Origin of the sequence: Weissella paramesenteroides ATCC 33313 (assembly GCF_000160575.1) — a bacterium.
Taxonomy (GTDB): Bacteria; Bacillota; Bacilli; order Lactobacillales; family Lactobacillaceae; genus Weissella; species Weissella paramesenteroides.
On the sequence record NZ_GG697133.1, the window covers coordinates 26,253 to 46,409 of the forward strand.

Below are 20,157 nucleotides of genomic sequence, written 5' to 3' on the forward strand. Positions count from 1 at the left end.
ACAAAAAATGTCTCAACCTCTTTGTGCTAAAATGTCTTAATTATAAGATTATAAATTACGTTTTGCTTGCTCTGCTAAACTAATCAGCTCAATAAATGTTGCGGCATCCAATGCAGCATCCCCAACTAAAACACCATCAATGTCTGGCTGCTTCAAAAGTTCATACGCATTTGCTGGTTTCACAGAACCCCCATACAAAATCCGAACATGGTCAGCAACTTCTTGATCAAACATATCCGCAACTGTTTGACGAATCACATGTAAACTTTTTTGGGCTGCTTCGGGGCCCATTGCTTGCCCCGACCCAATCGCTGCCGTTGGTTCATAAGCCAACATTAATCGACTCATTTCTTCACGTGTCACACCCTTTAATGATTCAACGACCTGGTTTACAATCCAGTGTGCGTGGTCATTGAGTGATTCCAATTGAACAGCTTCATCAATTGCAATAATTGGTGAAACGCCATTACGCAAAGCAGCCAACGTTTTTAAATTAACCATTTCATCCGTTTCACGAAAATAGTTTCGGCGTTCAGAGTGACCAATAATCACTCGACTAATACCTAGGTCAGCAAGTGCTGCTGGACTTGTTTCACCCGTATATGCACCTTTATCCTGCCAGTACATATTTTCAGCCCCAATTTCAATTGATGTTCCCTTAGCAGCAGTCACCATTGCATTTAATAAGACATCTTGTCCTGCTAATACTGCATCCACATGCGGATATGCTGCTAATTTTGGTGAAACCTCAGCAATATAACGTTCTACCTCACTTGGCAATTTGTTCATTTTCCAATTTGCTATAACAATTGGTCGTCGTAACATCCTCTTTTACCACCCCTCATCGTGCTTATTCTGATTATACCACGCTTACCAATTCAAATTTACTTAATGCACAAATCAAAGTTTTGATAGATTTGCTAATAACATTTACTTAATTGACCATCTTAATCACAAAACTTCATAGATAATCGCTGTTTTTGGTGCTAAATATATGCCCTCGTCTAAAGTGCCTAACAACACTTTTGCAGTTGACTCTAAATTGACCATTAATTTTGCATTTGTCGCAAAAATCCCTTTAACTATGTGATTATCTTTTATCCGCTGGACAATAACGCCATCGCCGTCAGTTGAAAACTCAATACGGCCATCAGATAGAATATCCGCATAGGCATGACGAATGCCAATTAATTTTTTCATATAAGTGTACATTGCATTTTCGTCATCCTTTTGCCAATCCATTGGGCGTCGATTGTCAGGATCATCACCACCAACCATGCCTAATTCAGTACCATAGTAAATATCCGGTGTGCCAGGTTGTATAAACATGAAGGCTAACAACTCTTTAACAACTTGTTCGTCATTTTTAGCAATTGTTTTTATTCGTGCTGTATCATGAGAATCTAATAAATTAAACATCATGCGGTTTGTTTGATCTGAATATAACATCAGTTCATGTTTTAGTTGGTTAATGAAGTTTTGTGGTGATTGTTGTTCTGTTAAGAAGAAATCCTTAATATGCTGCATATATGCGTAGTTCATCACACCATCAAATTGACTACCATCTAGCCAAGCCTGAGCTGTATGCCAAATTTCACCAAGAATATAAATATCTGGTTTTAGCTTTACCATCGCTGATCGGAAAGCTCGCCAAAAATGATGATCAACCTCATTGGCAACATCCAACCGCCACGCATCAATATCAAAATTTTCTACCCAATACTTCGCTACATTAATTAAATATTGTTGCACTTCTACGTTACTTGTATTCCATTTAGGCATATGTGGTGTGAAAGCAAACGTATCATATAAATAATGCTTTTCAAACGTCGCATCTGTCACCTGCTCATCAATAGCTACAGGAAATTGATTAATATGGAACCATTCCGCATAACGTGAATTTTGCCCGTTTGTTATAACATCTTGCCAAATAGGTGATTTATCACCAATGTGGTTAAATACAGCATCTAACATGACATGCATATGTCGCTTGTGCGCCTCTGCAATTAATGTATGAAGTGTCTCCTTATTACCAAAAGCTGTGTCAATCTCATAATAATCTGTCGTGTCATATTTATGATTAGTTGGCGCACTGAAAATTGGTGTTAAATATAGCCCGTTAATTCCCAAATCCTGCAAATAATCTAAATGATCAATGATTCCTTGTAAGTCTCCACCAAAAAAACTATCTGGTGCGGGTTTAATATTTGCTTGCCACGGTAACGAATCTTTAGGATCATTTGTTTTATCACCATTTGCAAAACGTTCAGGAAAAATTTGATACCAAACCGTTTCTTTAACCCATGCAGGTCCTTGGTTACTATCTATCATATGAAAGTATGGTAATTTAAAAAAATTACTACCATTGTGTAACGATGTATCATTCACTTCATAAAATCGTTGATCACCATACAATATTTGATTTTCCTGTTCGTCTTTAAGTAAAAACGCATAGGCCAATCGTTTAGTTACTTGTTCTATGGTAATTTGCCAATAATCATATATGTTGTCATTTCCCAAATATGTCATTTCTGTTCTTTTCCCTGGCCTATCCATTGATAGAGCATACGGATCCGCAGAAATTAAAGTTACCTGTTTAATATCATTGCATGCTGTCTTAATTCTGATACTCACTTGATTATCAGAAACTAGCGAAATATCTGCACTTTCGGGTTGATGATGAATACCAGCTTTTAACATATTTATCACCTCCACTTAAATAATACGATTGGTTGTTTCTGCATCGAAATAGTGTGCCTTTGATAAGTTAGCTGCAACTTCAATTTGTGTTCCTGGATCAACAAAGTCGCTACCTTTACTGCGCACAACAACCTCCGTCTCACCAACTTTCGTATACAGCATTGCATCCGCACCTAACAATTCAGATACTTCCACCGTTGTATTAAATTTGCCTCCAATGTACGTTTCAACAGCAATTGGATCGAGATGCAAATCTTCTGGTCGGATTCCAAACACAATCTGTTTGTCGTCATAGCCACCATTAGTTAATTGTTTCGCAATTCCTTCAGGCAATTTTACTGAAAAGCCAGAATTATTTTCAATGATTCCGTCATGATAAGTGACAGTTAATAAATTCATGGATGGTGAACCAATAAAACCAGCCACGAAAGTATTTTTAGGTTGATTATATAACTCGCTTGGCGTACCCACTTGCTGGATATCTCCATTATCGATAATTACAATCCGATCCGCTAATGTCATTGCTTCAGTTTGATCATGTGTCACATAAATTGTTGTGCCACCCATTCGTTGATGTATCTTTGCGATTTCAGCACGCATTTGCACACGAAGTTTGGCATCCAAATTTGACAGTGGCTCATCCATCAACAAAATTTTTGCATCACGAACGATCGCCCGTCCCATTGCGACACGTTGTCGTTGTCCACCAGATAAATCTGCTGGTTTACGTTCTAGATATTGCTCAATACCCAGTACAGCAGCAGCCTCATGCACCCGCGTATTAATTTCTTTTTTAGGAAGTTTTCTCAATTTTAGTCCGTAGGCAATATTGTCAAATACGGACATATGGGGATACAAGGCATAATTTTGAAAAACCATGGCAATTTCTCTGTCTTTTGGCGCAACATCATTCATAATTTTGCCGTCAATGGAAAAAATACCATCGGTAATATCTTCCAAACCTGCTATCATTCTCAAAACCGTTGACTTACCAGAACCAGATGGTCCAACAAAAACCATAAACTCTTTATCATGTATTTCTAAATTATAATCAGCGACTGCTGGAATATCCGTATTTGGGTATGTTTTTTTAATATGTTCTAATTTAATCTCTGCCATGTTTTTTCCCTTTTTAACCCTTTACTGCACCTGATGTAACGCCCTCAACAAAGAAACGTTGCAAGACAATAAACAATATCGTAATTGGTACTGCAATTAAAACTGAACCTGCGGCAAATGCCATAAACAATGAGTTTGCTGACTCTCTTGTCATCATTGTATAAAGTCCAATTGCAACCGTATAATTTTGTATATTATCTCCCATAATTACTCGTGCAAAAATAAAATCCATCCATGGACCTGTAAAAGCCATTAATGTGGTATAGACAATAATTGGTTTTGAAAGTGGTAATGTAATCGTACGAAAAATATCCCACTTTGTTGCCCCATCTAGCATTGCTGATTCATCAAGAGATATTGGAATTGTATCAAAGAAACCTTTTTGCACGTAGAATCCCAAAGCAGCTCCTGCGACATACACTAAAATTAAGGCAAGTAAAGATTGTGTTAATCCAATTGCTTTTAAAATATAATAAATAGCAATCATACTCATAAAGCCAGGAAACATGTTAAGAATCAAAGCAATCTGCAAAAATCGACCTCGCCAATGAAACTTCAAACGGGATAACGAATATGCCATAACAACAGTAATAAAAGTTGACAAAACCGCACTAACTACTGCAACAACCAGAGTATTCATAAACCATCTACCAAACGGATACGTTGAATTGGTAAATAATGTTTTATAGTTATCTAAAGTAAAATGATGTGGAATGAAGTAATCCACAAACATGCCACCCTCGGCACGAAAACTAGTTAACACGATCCAAATAATCGGTAAAATCCAAATAATCGCCAAAACGGTTAATACAATATATATTAACGTTCGTGAGCGTCTCTTTTTATTTTTCATGACTGCTCCTTATCCTAAATTACTCATCTTATTAACACGTTTATATGCAAATAATGAAAAGATTGCTGATAATGTGAAAATCAAAATACCAATAACTGATGCTAAATTATAATCAGCCGAATCAATCGTCAACTTATATAACCAAGTCACCAGTAAATCTGTGTCCCCTGCATTATAGTAATTAGAATTCATGGGTCCACCACTAGTTAACAAATAAATAACATTAAAGTTATTGATATTACCAATAAACTGCTGGATCAAGCTAGGAGCCATAACAAACAATATTTGAGGAAATGTCAAATCACGGAAAATTTGAAACTTATTCGCACCATCAATTTCTGCAGCTTCAACCTGATCTTGACTTAAATTCTGTAAAATGCCTGTTGTGACCAACATCGTGGCTGGAATTCCAATCCACATATTAACAACAATAACTGTAACTTTTGCCAATGTTCCATCTGTCAAAAAAGGAATTGGATGGCTAATTAAATGCCAATTCATTAGCATTGTATTTACCATGCCGGAATCATTTAATAAATTATTCATAATTAATAAGGTAATAAATTGTGGCACAGCCATCGTAAGAATAAAGAGGGTTCGATAAACCTTTTTCCCTTTAATTCCCTTTGCATTTATTAACATTGCCAATAAAACACCAAACAAAAATGATGTTGCAGTTGCCATAACTGCCCAAACTAATGTCCATCCAAGAAGTGGAAAGAACGTGCCCGCGACATCACCGCTTAGTACATTTCCAAAATTTTCAAATCCTACCCATGTAAACAAATTTTTAGGTGGTAAATGATTATGGTCATAATTCGTAAAAGCAATAGAAATCATGTAAATCAACGGTAGAATTGTGAAAGCCAAAACTCCTATCATAGGTATCGACATCAAAAGAATGTGTAATTTACTATCAAGTAATTTTGCCAGATCTTCTTTCAAGTTTGGTACTTTACTATGATTTAAATCAAATTCCAGTAAAGTTCGTGCAGATTTTAAATTCACCCAATACTGGTATAAAAATATACTGACTACCAGAATTGTCGCGATACCAAACAACAAGAGCAACATAGAATTATCGCCTTGTTGCAAAATATTAATTCCTAGTTTTTTGTCAAATACGAAACCCTGTTTGTGTGTACCTAATGTCAACAAATAATTTAAGCTTTTAATTCCTCGCATCAAAAACCATGTAAAAAATGATATTTCAACGGCTAGAAACCAAATCCCTTTTAAAACTTGTCCGTGTAATAATTGTGAACTTCCCATAATAACAGCAGATAGTTTCATCCGCCAGTCACCCACCTGCAAAGCTTTTAACACTGTTAATCCTTGCTTTTGCATATGACAACCTCCATTTAGTGCTTATAAAAAGATATGCCTATATAGACATATCTTTGATAGTAATTACATTAGTTCTTGTCAGATTTTTCGGATTGCTTGACCAACTTATCTAACTTACTTTGCATGTCCGTATCAGACTTAATCTTTCCCTTATAAGCATCGTTAATCAACGCATCAGAAGGTCCCCAGAAAGTAACCATTTGAGGTAGTTTAGGCATAACAACTGAATTTTCTGGTTTTGCCATCTCAATCACAGCAGCAGCAACATCATCTTTTTGCACTTGATCGTTAGCTTGAACTGCTTTACTTGAAGGCACATAACCTAACTTATCAAAAATTTGTTGTTGTACCTTATCTGAAGATAAGTAGTTAGCCAACTTCATAGAATTCAAAGCATTCTTAGTTTGTGCATTGACCCCAAATAACTTAACCCCGAGAAAGGCTTTCATTTGCTTATCCCCATCACCAAAGTTTACAGTTGGATATTTTGCCACGCCCAACTTGTCACCAAGTTCTTTCTGCAAAGCTACCTTATCCCACGGTCCTGAAAGATAAGCATCTGCTTTACCATCAGCCATTTTATTCAATGATGCTGCATCAGTACTTTGAATAACCCCCTTGTTCTTCTTTTGTGAAGCAATCCATTTTAGAACTTGCACGCCTTTATCATTATTAAAGTTTGTACCCTTTACAGATTCTCCATTTTTACCGTACAAGTAATCACCATTACTCATGAACAATGGCACATATTTATAATTTGCACCATCATCTGCCAAGTTTGTAGTTAACTTACCTTTACTGGTAAGTGAGTCCCAAGACTTAATGTCATTTGCTGATAACTTTTCTTTGTTATAGTACAAAACTTGAGTTTCTACACCGTAAGGATATCCATACATCTTCCCTTTATACTTTGCACCTGCAACAGCAGACTCAGTTTGATTTTTTTCAATTGTTTTTTCATACTTTGTATTCTGATAAATCAATCCAGCTTGTACCATTTGTCCCAATTGATCATGTGGAAACATAAATACGTCTGCTGCTGCAGATGGATCCTTTTTTAAATCAGCTTGCGCATCTGCCGATTGCCCAATTTTAAAATCTACTTTAATCCCTGTATCTTTTGTAAACTGCTTAACAATTGGTTTATAGGCTTTGTTATCAACCCATAATTTAACAACCTTATCATTCGCAGAAGCAGATTGTGTTGTTATCACCATTCCTGTTGTCGTAGCAGTTACAGCTAAAGCAGCGATCATCGCAATTTTTTGTGTCTTGCCCATTTTTCTATTCCTCTTTCAAAAAAATATACAATAATGTAAGCGTTTTCATATGTATATTTTAGCAAACTATTTGCAAAAAGCACGTTAAAATTCAATGTTACCGGTAACATAAATTTTAACTAGTTGACCAATAAAAAAAAAAATATTAAATCACTGTTCAATATGTCTTTATTGTTTTATTATTCACAATCGTTAATTGTCATTAAGTCCCATAACTACAGCTGAGTATCCAGCCATTTTAACATGGTCGTTATCGATTGTGATATCTCCTACTTTTTCTAACACGTCTCCAACATTGTGTGCATCAAATTCTGCTAGTTCATGACTTAGATTAACAAATACCGTTAATACTTGTCCATCAAGGATGCGCTGATAGCCAATAACAGTTTCAGGCAATGAATCAATTGGTTGGAAATCACCTGTAGTTATAACTGATTGCCATGCTAGATCATGATGCAGTTGCCCTAATTTCTTGTAATAGTTCAAAACAGAATTTTCGTCTGCTAACTCTGTCTGCACATCAATACCTTCTCTATCATTTCCCATGCCTAGCCATGGTTCTGTGTCAGAGAATCCCGCAAAGTTAGAATTATTCCATTGCATTGGGACTCGTGCATTATCACGTGATTTATCGTTAATCGATGCGAGAGCACTTTCTTTAGAATAACCATCCTTAAGTGCCATTTGATAATTATTGATTGATGACACATCATTAAATTCTGAAATATCCTTACGGACGAAATTCTTCATTCCTATCTCTTGGCCTTGGTAAATAAATGGCACACCTGGTAAGAAATAATACATGGTTGCCAATGCCTTTGCGGCTGTGGGTGTTTGATCATGCTTATCAGGTACTAACTTTGATAATACTCTGGGTTGATCATGATTCTCTAAAACATTGGCAAGTGTACCATGAACCTGCCCAGCAACCTGTTGTGACTCAAATAGAGCTTCACGCAGATCCTTTACTGTCCATTGGCTACGACCGCGATACCATTCATCAGTATTTAGGACATCGATATTCATATATGAAAAGTCAAAGATCATTGAAAAGTAGCCATTTGGGCCAATATATTTCTTTAAATCTTTCTCCGGAACACCGTATGCTTCACCAACTGTAATAGCGTCATATTTATCAAATGTTTCTTGCTTTAGTTCATTCAAGAAGACATCAATACCTGATCGATTTTGTCCCTTCTTAATAACCGAGACAAGGCCATCACTGCCATCGGCAGGTAAACTAGCCCAATCTAAGTCTTTCTTCAAATGAGTAATCGCATCAACTCTAAATCCTGCCACACCTAATTCCAACCACCAGTTAATCATTTGATATATTTCCTGACGCAACGCCGGATTTTCCCAATTCAGATCTGGTTGTTGTGGGGCAAAAGTATGAAAATAGAACGTATTTGGTTCATCAGCAACTGGCTCCCAAGTTGAGCCACCGAAAATACTACGCCAATTATTTGGTACATCACCGTCATCAGTCGTTTTAAAAATAAAGTAATCACGGTACTTACTTTTGGGATCAGCTAATGCTTGTTTAAACCATTCATGTTGATCAGAAGTATGATTGACAACTAAATCCATAATTACTTTAATATGACGCTTTTTAGCTTCAGACAAGAAAACTTTAAACTCATCCAGTGAACCAAATTGCGGATCAATATCTTGATAATCAGCAATATCATAACCCATATCAACCATTGGTGATTTGTAAATTGGTGAGACCCAAATCATTGTGACCCCTAATTCTTGAATGTAATCCAAGTGATCAATCATTCCCTGAATATCACCAATTCCATCATGATTCGTATCTTGAAAAGAACGTGGATAAATCTGATAAACAATCTCGTTTTGCCACCATTTTGTAGACATCTATATATTCCCCCAAATATTCATTAATGTTTTTAGCATATATGAGCTAGGTTAAATATTCAATCCTAATTCGCTACAAAAAGAAAACGCTTACATTTTATTCTTTTCAACAATTTAATCATAATTACTATTAAAATAAACATATATGTATATTTAAAAAATCATTTAAAATAAAATTAATATAAAAATTATATTTAACCTGCCATGGAATGTTACCGGTAACATATTTGAAGAAAAAATTACTAACTATAAAAAAAAGAACAACCCTTTTTGGTCGCTCTCACAATTTTTTATCAACTAGTCAGCTGAAACATTAGATTTTACTAACGCAACAACTTCATCATTTGTTTCGGCATCAACAGCTTTAGCAGCTAATTCAGCCATATCCTTCGTATCCAACTTCTTCATCAATGAACGTGCCTGTAGAATAGAAGTTGCAGACATTGAGAACTCATCTAATCCCATACCAACAAGAATTGGCAATGCAATTGGGTCCCCTGCCATCTCACCACACATTGCAGCAAACTTACCATACTTATGTGCAGAATCAATCACATTCTTAACCAAACGTAAGATTGATGGATTGTATGGCTGGTACAAATATGACACACGATCATTACCACGATCAGCAGCCATAGAGTATCCAATTAGATCATTGGTTCCAATTGAGAAAAAGTCCACTTCTTGTGCAAACTTATCTGCCAAAACAGCAGCCGCTGGAATTTCAATCATAATACCAAGCTTAATGTCATCTGATACTGGCGTACCCTCTGCAACTAACTTAGCCTTTTCTTCATTGAAAATATCACGAGCTGCACGGAATTCTGGTAACGTTGCAACCATTGGGAACATGATCCAAAGTTGTCCGTAAACTGAAGCACGTAGTAATGCACGTAACTGTGTACGGAAAATATCATCACGATCTAGAGAAATACGAATAGCACGGTAACCAAGGAAAGGATTCTCCTCTTCAGGCAATGGCAAATATGGCAAGTGCTTATCACCACCAATATCCATTGTACGAACCGTAACTGGCTTGCCGTCCATACTCTTTAATACCTTCTTGTAAGACTCAAATTGATCATCTTCTGTTGGCAATTCTGAAGAATCCATGTACAAGAACTCTGTACGATATAGTCCAACACCTTCAGCACCATTATCAATGACACCATCAAGATCTTTTGGTGTTCCAATATTTGCTCCAATGACAAATTCCTTGCCATCGGCTGATACAGACTTTTCGTCTTTCAACTTAGCCCATTCCGCTTTCTTAGCAGCGTATCGATTACCTTTAGCTTGATAAGTTGTGATTTCATCTTCTGTTGGATTTACCAACGCCACACCATCAAGACCATCTAAGATAACTGTGTCACCCTCATTGATTTCCTTCGTAGCAACTTCAGAACCAACAACTGCAGGAATTTCCAATGTACGAGCCATAATAGCAGCGTGTGCCGTACGACCACCAACATTTGTAATAAATCCTTTGACATAGCGACGATCTAATTGCGCAGTATCAGAAGGTGTCATATCTTGCGCAACAATAACAACTTCTTCATTGATCAATGCTGGATTTGGTAATTCCTTATCAAGCAAGTGACTTAACACACGCTTGGTTACATCGCGGATGTCAGCAGCACGTTCAGCCATGTATGGATTATCATCTGCCATGCCTTCAAACATGCCAATAAACATATCTGTAACAGCCTTTAAAGCTGCCTCAGCATTTGTTTTATCACTATCAATTTTATCGTTAATGTTACCCAAAAGCTCCGGATCTTCAGTAACCATGATGTGTGCTGTAAAGACTTCAGCTTCATCCGCACCCATTGATTCTTCTGCTTTTGCACGAATCTTTTCCAAATCTGCCTTAGAAGACAAAAAGGCCGCCTTGATGCGGTCTTTCTCACCTTGAGTATCGTCGATTGTGCGAGTCTCAAAAGACAGATCTGGGTCAACTAACTTATAAGCTTTCGCAATTGCGACACCATTTGATGCAGCAATTCCTGTAATTTTATTAGTCATTCTATTTCCCCTAGAACCTGTTTAACCTAATCTAAAAAACTAGTCCGTCAAACCTTCTGCTGACATTGTTTCTGCAATGGCTGCCAAAGCGTCTGCTTCGTCATCACCTTCAGCAGAAATCTTAACATCTGCGTTTTGACCAACACCTAGTGACATAACACCCATGATTGACTTCAAGTTAACGTCCTTACCTTGGTATGATAGTGTAACGTTTGATGAGAACTTTGAAGCTGCTTGTACCAACAAAGTTGCTGGGCGAGCGTGAATACCAGTTTCGGCTACAATGTGAAATTCGCGTGATTCCATGGTGATAATCTCCTCTAAATTTAAATATTATTCTTTTACTTTGGGTTAAGTTAAATTATGCTTTCTACAATCAATTTTAACCAACCTTCATACATTCATTTTATCAGGTATAAGACATATTCGCAAGCGCTTACATATTTTTTTCATAAAATATAATTTGTTATCGTTAAGCTATAAATTTTATTCTATGATGCTTCGTCATCTTTTGCTGTATATGTAATTATACCACCACGTTCGGCAGTGCCCCTAATTGCATTCTGATAGGGATAATCTCGCCATACAACATAAAAATCAGAAAACTCTTTTGCAGTTACCACAAATTCATCTAATTCGCCTGATCTTAGTTGATCTAATATCTGACTATAATCCATTCTGCCTCCTCAATTACATTATACAGCGATAATTAAAATTGGCACAATATACTTCCATATGTAAATCCCGCACCAAATCCAGTTAACAACACTTTCTTACCAGCTAGTTGCTTATTGTGTCGCAATTCATCTAAGCCCATTGCAATACCAGCCGACGATGTGTTTCCATATTTCGTAACATTTGTCACAAATTTTTCCATAGGCTGTTCTAATTTTTTAGCAATCATTTCAATTATTCTTAAATTAGCTTGGTGTGGTATGAAATAATCAACATCCGATGGTGTCACATCATTTTTCTTTAAAAAGTTGATAATATGATCAGGAATCAAACGTTCAACTTCACTAAAAACTTGCCGTCCTTCCTGATGAAAGGCTTCGGTTTTCGGATAGTTATCTGCAGAAAGTTCATGTAGCGGTTGAATACGTCCTGAATGCACCACCTCCGCATTACCAATCGTATGCATTTCTTCTGCCACTAGTAGTGATTGTTCACTAGCTTCCAATATGAACGCTCCCGCACCATCCCCAAAAAATACTGAAGAGGCACGGTCTTTAAAGTCCATCATTTTTGAATTAACTTCAGCAGATATAACTAACGCATACTTTGCGGTACCGGCCTTTAAAAATTTATCTGCGGTACTTAAACCAAAGATAAATCCCGCACATGCTGTGGAAATGTCATACGCCCATGCATTCTCTGCCTGTATATTTTTTTGTACCAGGGCTGATGTCGATGGTGCCAATCCGTCTGGTGTAAATGTTGTTACAATTATTAACCCAATCTCAGCTGGTGTAAGTGATGTTTGAGCGAGTGCTTGTTGCGCTGCCTTAGTGGCTAAGTCCGAAGTATTTTCTCCTCGCAATGAAACATGCCGAGTCTTTATACCCGTATGTGCTTGAATCCATTCATCATTTGTATCCATGATTGTAGCTAAATTATCATTAGTCACAATGTCTTGCGGCACATAATGAGATGAAGCAACAATTTTTACGCCTTGCGCCATGCTTTGCTCTCCTCCTAATTTCTATTCAAAAGATATTATACGCATGCTAACCACAAAAAGACATTAATATTTTACTAAAAAAAAATATTTCATAACTAATTTCGATTGAAATAATGTAAATATCGGTTGCCATCAGAAGTTTGGGTCAGTTTAGTCACGCTGGCATTATCTGGTTCAGGTATATTGCTAGTTACATGGTTTATGCCAAAAGTAGCCATTAATATCGCCTTAATCGTAAAACCATGCGTAACAACAATTATTTGTTCATTTGGATGCTGCAAGCTTGTTTCATTCAAAAATAGGTTAACTCTTTCAACAACCTGTGCAAATGTTTCACCTGCCGTGGCATATTTCGTATAATTTGCGGTCACATCGTGTAAAACAGGATTAAAGACATCCGGAAATTGCATTTCAAGTTGCTGATTTTTTTGTCCATCCCATTCACCATACGAAATTTCTAATAAACGTTGATCCTGTTGCATAGGAATACCAGCCGAATTATTAAGGATATCTGCCGTTTGCATGGTTCTGTGCAACGGACTACTTATTAACAAATCTGCAAAGCTAATATCAAAATGATCCGCTAATTGGCGAACTTGTAATTTACCTTTGTCATTCAATCGTGTCATAGCAGAATTAATTTGTCCTTGTTTCAAACCCGCTGCGTTAGCTGCCGTCTGTCCATGACGTACAAAATAAAAAGTTGTCATATGTTACCCTCTGTTATCTTCTTACCATGTAAGTTAAAAAAGAGGCCGAGCCAGAATTTCTCTAACTCAGCCTATAAACCGCATTTTACTATGCATGAAGCATCAAAAATAAATTTTATCTTATGCTTCCGCTATCTTTTTCTGCTGTTGTAGTTTGAAATTTTCATTGTATGAAAAGACGTTTTGTCCAGCGATTGCTGCATCCCCAACGGCTGTCGTGATTTGACGTAATTCTTTTTCACGAACGTCACCAAGTGCATAAATACCTGGCAATGATGTTTCCATCCGCTCATTTGTTTTGATCCAACCTTGATCATTTGTAATACCCAAATCAGCAACAACATCAGAAACTGGTAAGACACCAACATAGATGAATACACCTGCAGCATCAACCGTATAAACTTCATCAGTTACATTATTGTGTACTCGGACCCCTGTAACCTTTTTATCATCACCTAAAATTTCTTCAACTTCAGTATTCCAAACGAACTCAATCTTTTCATTGGCAAATGCACGTTCTTGCAAAATTTGCTGTGCTCTCAACTTGTCACGACGATGGAAAACAGTAACCTTATCTGCTAACCCAGCTAAATAGGTTGCTTCTTCAACTGCAGAGTCACCACCACCAACAACGATGACATGTTGTCCACGGAAAAACGCACCATCACAGACAGCACAATAAGATACACCTCGTCCTGAATATTGGTCTTCACCAGGTACGGCTAATTTCTTGTAATCGGAACCAGTCGCCACGATAACTGTGTTAGTTGTATATTCGTCCATATCAGTAACAACGCGCCATGAGCCATCCTCTTGTGCTTGAACATGTAACACTGTTCCAAAAGCATACTCAGCACCGAATTGTGTTGAAGACTGATACATTTTTTCAGCCAAGTCTGGACCTAATACACTACTAAAACCAGGATAGTTTTCTACCTCAGCCGTGTTATTCATCTGGCCACCATATATCCCTCGATCAATCATTAGTACCGACAGATTTGCACGTGAAGCATAAGTCGCTGCCGTCATACCACCAGGACCTGCACCCAAAATTATTGTGTCATAGTGTTGGGTCATAACAACACCTCCCCTTCAAGTACTTGCTTATCAAACTCATATTGACTATCTACTACATTTTACATTCTTTTAATTAGAAAGCAAGTTTTTTAACTTACTTTTTGTAAACAAAAAACTGCAAGCCCGATAGATACCGAAACACTTGCAGTTTTTGTGAGTTCATCAATGACTAATCTAGCTTAGCAGCTAATTCCTTGATATATGCCTTCAAATCTTCAGACGTTTGTGGGTGCTTTAGCCCAAATTCAATATTAGTTGTTAAGAAACCAATCTTTGATCCAATATCATAACGGCTACCCTTAAATTCATGAGCATAAACGTGTTGACGCTTGTTCAATGAATCAATGGCATCAGTTAATTGAATTTCGTTTCCCTTACCTGGCTTAGTATTCTCTAATTCCTCAAAAATTTCGGGTGTTAATAGATAACGACCAATAATTGCCAAATTAGATGGTGCATCTTCTGGCTTTGGCTTCTCAACGAAAGTATTAACCTGGTGTAGTCCAGGTTCAACTTCCTTTTCAGGTGCAATCACACCATACTCAGAAACTTGATCATGTGGTACTTGCATCACGGCCAGCGTTGACTCACCAGTTGTGTTGTAGCGATCAATCAATTGCTTTGTCAAAGGCACCTCATCACTCATCAAATCATCACCTAGCATTACAACGAATGGTTCGTCGCCAATGAATGATTTTGCGGTCAACACAGCATCCCCTAAGCCACGTGGATGAGATTGACGAATAAAGTACAAGTTAATATCAGTTGTCTCTTGAACAAGCTTTAGTAACTCATCCTTACCTTTTTCACGTAAATTGTTTTCCAATTCAGGATTTGAATCAAAATGATCCTCGATTGAACGCTTTGACTTACCGTCAACGATCACAATATCTTCAATTCCTGAAGCCAAAGCTTCTTCAATAATGAATTGGATAGTTGGCTTATCAACAATTGGTAGCATTTCCTTTGCTAATGCCTTTGTGGCAGGCAAAAAACGAGTTCCTAATCCTGCGGCTGGAATGATTGCTTTACGTACTGGTTTCATGATTAATTTACTTCCCTTCTTGTGAGACTGGACGTCCCATTAATGTTTGAATAGCTTCTTTAACATCTTGATTTTCGTAAAGTACGCGATAAATCGCTGACGTAATTGGCATCTCAACATGTTTCTTTTGTGCTAATTCATGGGCAACTTTGGTTGTTGAAATCCCCTCAATAACCATTCCCATATGTTCAATAATATCTGCTAATTTCTTACCTTCACCTAATTGGACACCAGCTCGATAGTTTCGAGAATGTACCGAGGTAGCTGTGGCAAATAAGTCCCCCACACCAGACAATCCCATAAAAGTAATTGGATTAGCTCCAAAAGCCTGTCCTAAACGACTGATTTCTGCTAAGCCACGGGTGAACAATGCTGCTTTAGCATTAGCGTCATACCCAAGACTTTCCAGTGCTCCTGCCCCAATGGCAATCACGTTCTTCAATGCGCCACCGATTTCTGATCCGATCATATCAGTATTGGTGTAAACACGGAACACCTGATTACTTAATGCATGTTGGACCTTTTCAGCAACTGCCACGTCTGTACTAACTGCTGTAACCAAGGTTGGGTCATGTGTAATAACTCCTTCAGCATGTGAAGGTCCTGAAATCACACCAAGTCCACGTAAATACTTAGCTGGTACTTCTTCGGCTAGCATTTCTGATACACGTTTGTATGTCCCTGGTTCTAATCCCTTGGTTGCAGCCATTAGAATGATACTTTGATCTAAGTTTTTAAGGGCTGCAACTAATTGCTTTGCAACCTCTCGTGTCGCCTTAGTTGGCACAACACTTAATACAATATCAGCATCCTGGACTGCAGCTTGCATATCTGCGACACCAACAACCCCTTCATTTAATGGATTATCACCCAAATATTTTGTATTTCGATGCGTTTCATTAATTTCGGCAACTTGTGATGCTCGATGACTCCATAAACGAACGTCATGCCCATTTTCAGCAGCAACATTTGCCAGTGCGGTTCCCCACGATCCAGCACCTAAAACTGCAATAATTTCGTTACTCACGAGATTCCTCCTTTTTATTGCATGAGCGCCAATATCATAATAATACCATATTCTAATATCTTAGCAATCTTATCATGAATGGATCGCTACAGAACAACGTTACTAGCCTATTTTGAGTTTTCGGCAATCAAACTATTTAAGTTGTTATTAAAGGTTTCTGTTGCATCAAATCCCATTTGCTTAGCCCGGAAATTTTTGGCTGCCGTTTCAATAAGCACCGCCAAATTTCGTCCAGCTTGAACAGGCAAAACAAAACGTGGTAAATCAACGCCTTGAATCGTAATAACTTCTTCACCATTACCTAAACGATCCACTTTTTGATCATCATGCCATTTAGCAAGATGTAGATTAAAAGCAATTGTCGCGTGTGAGCGGACCGCACCAGCGCCAAACAAGTCCATCACATCAATGATCCCTACACCACGTAATTCCATCAAATTGCGCAAAATTGCAGGCGGTTCTCCAACTAAGCGTTCCTCATCTTGTGCATAAACATCAACACGATCATCAGCAATCAATCGATGTCCTCGTTGTACTAATTCCAATGCTGTTTCTGACTTTCCAACACCTGAATCACCAGTAATTAACACACCTAACCCATAAATATCAACTAAAACACCATGTACAGATTGACGTTCCGCTAATCCACCACTTAAGAAATAAGTCATATTAGCTAATATTTTTGAAGATGTTAATTCCGTTGCCAATACCGGAATATGATTTTCCTTTGCAGATTGCATGAACTCTTCCGGTAATTTTCGACCCGTTGACACAACAAAGGTTGGCGTATTTGGTTGCATCATCTTTCTTGCAATCAATAATAATTCTGAATGATTCATTCGATGAGCAAATGAAGTTTCAGTAATTCCCATCAACTGAATTCGCTCAGGTGCATAATAATTAAAATAACCTGTCATTTCAAGACCGGGTCTTGAAATATCTGGGGTTGTAATCTTGCGATCTAGGTATTCCTCACCTGCTACAATTTTTAGGCGAGTATTATCCAATAAATCTTTTACTGTTAATTCTTTTGCCATTTTCTACTACCTGTCTTAATTATTGATTATCATTTTTACTAAAGTAACTAGAAATTATCATGTTAACCACGGACATCACAATAGCAATAAACATTGCCCAACCAAAACTAGCAAATCTGAACCCGTCACCAACGACCCAAGCCGTCAGCCACAATACAACGCCGTTTATAACTAGCCCAAACAAGCCAAATGATAGAATAGTTAGTGGCAAAGCAAGTAATTGTAAGAATGGCTTCACCAAGGCATTTAAAATTCCTAGGATCACAGCAGCCAGTATTGCTGTCCAAATATTTTTAATATAGAGACCATTTCTAAATAGTCCCGCCATTGCTAATAACATAACTGTATTAATAATAATTCGTTGCCAAAATGAGAAATTTTTAAAAGTAACTGTCTTCATCTATTTCCTCCAGTTATTCTTAGCACCAGTATATCAAAATTAGGCTAATATTTGGCTAAATGTTCGGTAATTTATATACTTAATTGTGATAAATAAAAACCAGAAACGGACGCGTCCATTTCTAGTATTATCAGAATCTATTAATAAACTTATTTGTGCTTTGCCCGAAATAGATCATTGAATGGTGACTCCCCACTATGTGCCACCTGAGTCAAAAACATCTTAACGGCTTGCTGTGTCGTTAACCCGTTTTCTTTAAATACTGTATCTGCTGCATTGCGTACTTCTTCTTCAACCCGAATTTGAATTAATTTTTCCATGTGATACGTCCCCCCTGTATCCTAAAAGATATATCCAACTCACTCATTATTATATACCATTTTACAGAAAATAACTTAACCAAACATATTTTTAAAATACATGTTATTCAAAATGCATGACTTACATAACAATATTTTCTCTAGATTGGTTTTTCGACAAAAAAACACACTGTCAAATAATGACAGTGTGTTTCATTTGGCATTGCTAAGATTGACGCGTCTTAGCTCACGTGATGGTTACCCACCAGTCAACGTACACCCATTAGGTAACCCTAAAGGTAGTCATGTGCAGTAAAGCAAGTTCCACAACTTGCTTTACACCCTCCAGTAATACGACTGTTAATGAGGGCCGTTTATCAAAGATCATTTAAGATCCTCTCGACTCATCGCATAAAAATAATTATAGCACAATGACTACCATCAAACAATCTTTTTATTTAAAATAGACTATAATTTTTCAACTATACATAACGCATACATGTATCATTACTAAGCTAAAATTTAAGATGGCGCTTACAATAAAGTGTTATTAGGTATATAATATAAGCATATAAAGAATTTTATGTAATTAATAACTAATTTATAAGGATGGTGACTTCCATGGCAGAGGACAAAATTGCATACAAGAATATTTTGGCACCAATTGATGGTTCAAAAATTTCTGAGGCCATAGTTGAAAAGGCTGCTGCTGTTGCGGTACGTAACCAAACCGTTTTAGATTTATTGTACGTCATTGATACCAATTCAATTTCAGGATTAGCCGGTATGTCAATTTCTGGTGACGTTGTTTACCAACTAGTGCAGGATGCAGAAGAAAAGTTATCTAAGTACGCAGAAATTGCACGTAAGCAAGGTGCTAAAGAAGTTAACATCCACGTTCGTTTTGGATCGCCAAAAACCGTTATTGCTCGCGACTTTCCTAAAGACCATGACACTGGTCTAATTATGTTAGGTAAATCTGGATTAAACACGCTGGAACGACTACTGGTTGGTTCAGTTACGACTTTTGTTGTTCAAAATGCTAAAGCAGATATTTTAATTGTGCAGTAAAAATAAATACCAGCCACCCTGTGGTTGGTATTTTTATTATCTGCGGATGCTCATTATACCTATATACAATAGAATTCAATGTATTTTTATTAAAGTTAGGTTATAATAATTTTATATTTCTAATCAATATCAAAGTAGAGGAAGAATTATGAAAATTATAGGCAATACACTAGAAACAATTCACAAATTTCGACACGGACACCTTAGCAAACGTTGGTTGGAGGATCCCTTCTTAACTTCAACGACTGCATTGGGTGCAAACCGAAACATTAAATTACAATTACTATATTTAGATACGAATGACACTTTTTACTTAGTTGAAAGCACCTCATCGATTGCTCACTCTTTGCAATATCAAGATGGTGCAATTAGTGTTTCTGAGTGGTCACCGGCTGATTTTGCTGGCTTATTACGCAGTTATAATCAACCCGGTTTTGATAATTATTTCCAATTAATTGTTACCAACACTGCGATGGCTTACTCTGATTCGAAACAAAAGGACTATGTGAAGTAGCCACCTCGTTTTAAAAATCACAGTCACAAATAAGTATAATAAAACAACGTCATCAAGAATCAAATTGCATTCTGATGACGTTGTTTTATTATAT

General features: G+C 37.1%; 20 protein-coding genes. 2 read left to right on the top strand and 18 right to left on the bottom strand.

The features are described from left to right. Positions 1-48: 48 nt before the first annotated feature. The 18 genes from tpiA to HMPREF0877_RS08435 form a co-directional block, all read right to left on the bottom strand. Positions 49-825, bottom strand: a complete 777-nt coding sequence (gene tpiA, locus HMPREF0877_RS08350) for a triose-phosphate isomerase (protein ID WP_002828901.1) — start codon at positions 823-825, stop codon at positions 49-51. Between the two features lie 126 nt (positions 826-951). Beyond that, positions 952-2,700, bottom strand: coding sequence for a glycoside hydrolase family 13 protein (locus HMPREF0877_RS08355; RefSeq protein ID WP_040761097.1), 1,749 nt, complete (start codon positions 2,698-2,700; stop codon positions 952-954). Between the two features lie 15 nt (positions 2,701-2,715). Continuing rightward, on the bottom strand, positions 2,716-3,819 hold the full coding sequence (locus HMPREF0877_RS08360) for an ABC transporter ATP-binding protein (RefSeq protein WP_002828904.1): 1,104 nt from the start codon (positions 3,817-3,819) through the stop codon (positions 2,716-2,718). A gap of 13 nt (positions 3,820-3,832) precedes the next feature. After that, complete coding sequence (locus HMPREF0877_RS08365; protein WP_002828905.1) at positions 3,833-4,672, bottom strand: sugar ABC transporter permease; 840 nt, start codon at positions 4,670-4,672, stop codon at positions 3,833-3,835. Positions 4,673-4,681: 9 nt separating this feature from the next. Beyond that, positions 4,682-6,019: a carbohydrate ABC transporter permease gene (locus HMPREF0877_RS08370; RefSeq protein ID WP_002828906.1), complete on the bottom strand. Its 1,338-nt coding sequence runs from the start codon at positions 6,017-6,019 to the stop codon at positions 4,682-4,684. 68 nt (positions 6,020-6,087) lie between these two features. Further along, positions 6,088-7,299 carry an extracellular solute-binding protein gene (locus HMPREF0877_RS08375; protein WP_002828907.1) on the bottom strand — a complete coding sequence of 404 codons (1,212 nt, stop codon included), beginning with the start codon at positions 7,297-7,299 and terminating at the stop codon, positions 6,088-6,090. A 192-nt stretch (positions 7,300-7,491) separates the two neighbouring features. Then, on the bottom strand, positions 7,492-9,177 hold the full coding sequence (locus tag HMPREF0877_RS08380; protein WP_002828908.1) for a glycoside hydrolase family 13 protein: 1,686 nt from the start codon (positions 9,175-9,177) through the stop codon (positions 7,492-7,494). Between the two features lie 297 nt (positions 9,178-9,474). Beyond that, positions 9,475-11,202: a phosphoenolpyruvate--protein phosphotransferase gene (ptsP, locus tag HMPREF0877_RS08385; RefSeq protein WP_002828909.1), complete on the bottom strand. Its 1,728-nt coding sequence runs from the start codon at positions 11,200-11,202 to the stop codon at positions 9,475-9,477. Positions 11,203-11,241: 39 nt separating this feature from the next. Continuing rightward, positions 11,242-11,508: a phosphocarrier protein HPr gene (locus HMPREF0877_RS08390; RefSeq protein WP_002828910.1), complete on the bottom strand. Its 267-nt coding sequence runs from the start codon at positions 11,506-11,508 to the stop codon at positions 11,242-11,244. A gap of 185 nt (positions 11,509-11,693) precedes the next feature. Further along, positions 11,694-11,879 carry a hypothetical protein gene (locus HMPREF0877_RS08395; RefSeq protein ID WP_002828911.1) on the bottom strand — a complete coding sequence of 62 codons (186 nt, stop codon included), beginning with the start codon at positions 11,877-11,879 and terminating at the stop codon, positions 11,694-11,696. A 32-nt stretch (positions 11,880-11,911) separates the two neighbouring features. Beyond that, positions 11,912-12,883 (bottom strand): beta-ketoacyl-ACP synthase III, encoded by a 972-nt coding sequence (locus HMPREF0877_RS08400; protein WP_002828912.1) that lies wholly within the window; start codon positions 12,881-12,883, stop codon positions 11,912-11,914. A gap of 95 nt (positions 12,884-12,978) precedes the next feature. Next, on the bottom strand, positions 12,979-13,593 hold the full coding sequence (locus tag HMPREF0877_RS08405; RefSeq protein WP_002828913.1) for a histidine phosphatase family protein: 615 nt from the start codon (positions 13,591-13,593) through the stop codon (positions 12,979-12,981). 120 nt (positions 13,594-13,713) lie between these two features. After that, complete coding sequence (trxB, locus tag HMPREF0877_RS08410) at positions 13,714-14,670, bottom strand: thioredoxin-disulfide reductase (protein ID WP_002828914.1); 957 nt, start codon at positions 14,668-14,670, stop codon at positions 13,714-13,716. Positions 14,671-14,839: 169 nt separating this feature from the next. After that, on the bottom strand, positions 14,840-15,715 hold the full coding sequence (galU, locus tag HMPREF0877_RS08415) for a UTP--glucose-1-phosphate uridylyltransferase GalU (protein ID WP_002828915.1): 876 nt from the start codon (positions 15,713-15,715) through the stop codon (positions 14,840-14,842). Between the two features lie 7 nt (positions 15,716-15,722). Next, complete coding sequence (locus HMPREF0877_RS08420) at positions 15,723-16,742, bottom strand: NAD(P)H-dependent glycerol-3-phosphate dehydrogenase (protein ID WP_002828916.1); 1,020 nt, start codon at positions 16,740-16,742, stop codon at positions 15,723-15,725. Between the two features lie 107 nt (positions 16,743-16,849). Next, positions 16,850-17,779 carry an HPr(Ser) kinase/phosphatase gene (gene hprK / locus HMPREF0877_RS08425; protein WP_002828917.1) on the bottom strand — a complete coding sequence of 310 codons (930 nt, stop codon included), beginning with the start codon at positions 17,777-17,779 and terminating at the stop codon, positions 16,850-16,852. Between the two features lie 19 nt (positions 17,780-17,798). Further along, a complete protein-coding gene (locus HMPREF0877_RS08430) occupies positions 17,799-18,179 on the bottom strand; it encodes a phage holin family protein (RefSeq protein WP_002828918.1) in 381 nt (126 codons plus the stop codon). 149 nt (positions 18,180-18,328) lie between these two features. Further along, positions 18,329-18,499, bottom strand: a complete 171-nt coding sequence (locus HMPREF0877_RS08435; protein ID WP_002828919.1) for a type II toxin-antitoxin system RelB/DinJ family antitoxin — start codon at positions 18,497-18,499, stop codon at positions 18,329-18,331. A 600-nt stretch (positions 18,500-19,099) separates the two neighbouring features. Between HMPREF0877_RS08435 and HMPREF0877_RS08440 the strand changes: the two genes are divergently transcribed. Further along, positions 19,100-19,549: a universal stress protein gene (locus HMPREF0877_RS08440; protein WP_002828920.1), complete on the top strand. Its 450-nt coding sequence runs from the start codon at positions 19,100-19,102 to the stop codon at positions 19,547-19,549. 148 nt (positions 19,550-19,697) lie between these two features. Further along, positions 19,698-20,063, top strand: a complete 366-nt coding sequence (locus HMPREF0877_RS08445) for a hypothetical protein (RefSeq protein WP_002828921.1) — start codon at positions 19,698-19,700, stop codon at positions 20,061-20,063. Positions 20,064-20,157 lie beyond the last annotated feature (94 nt).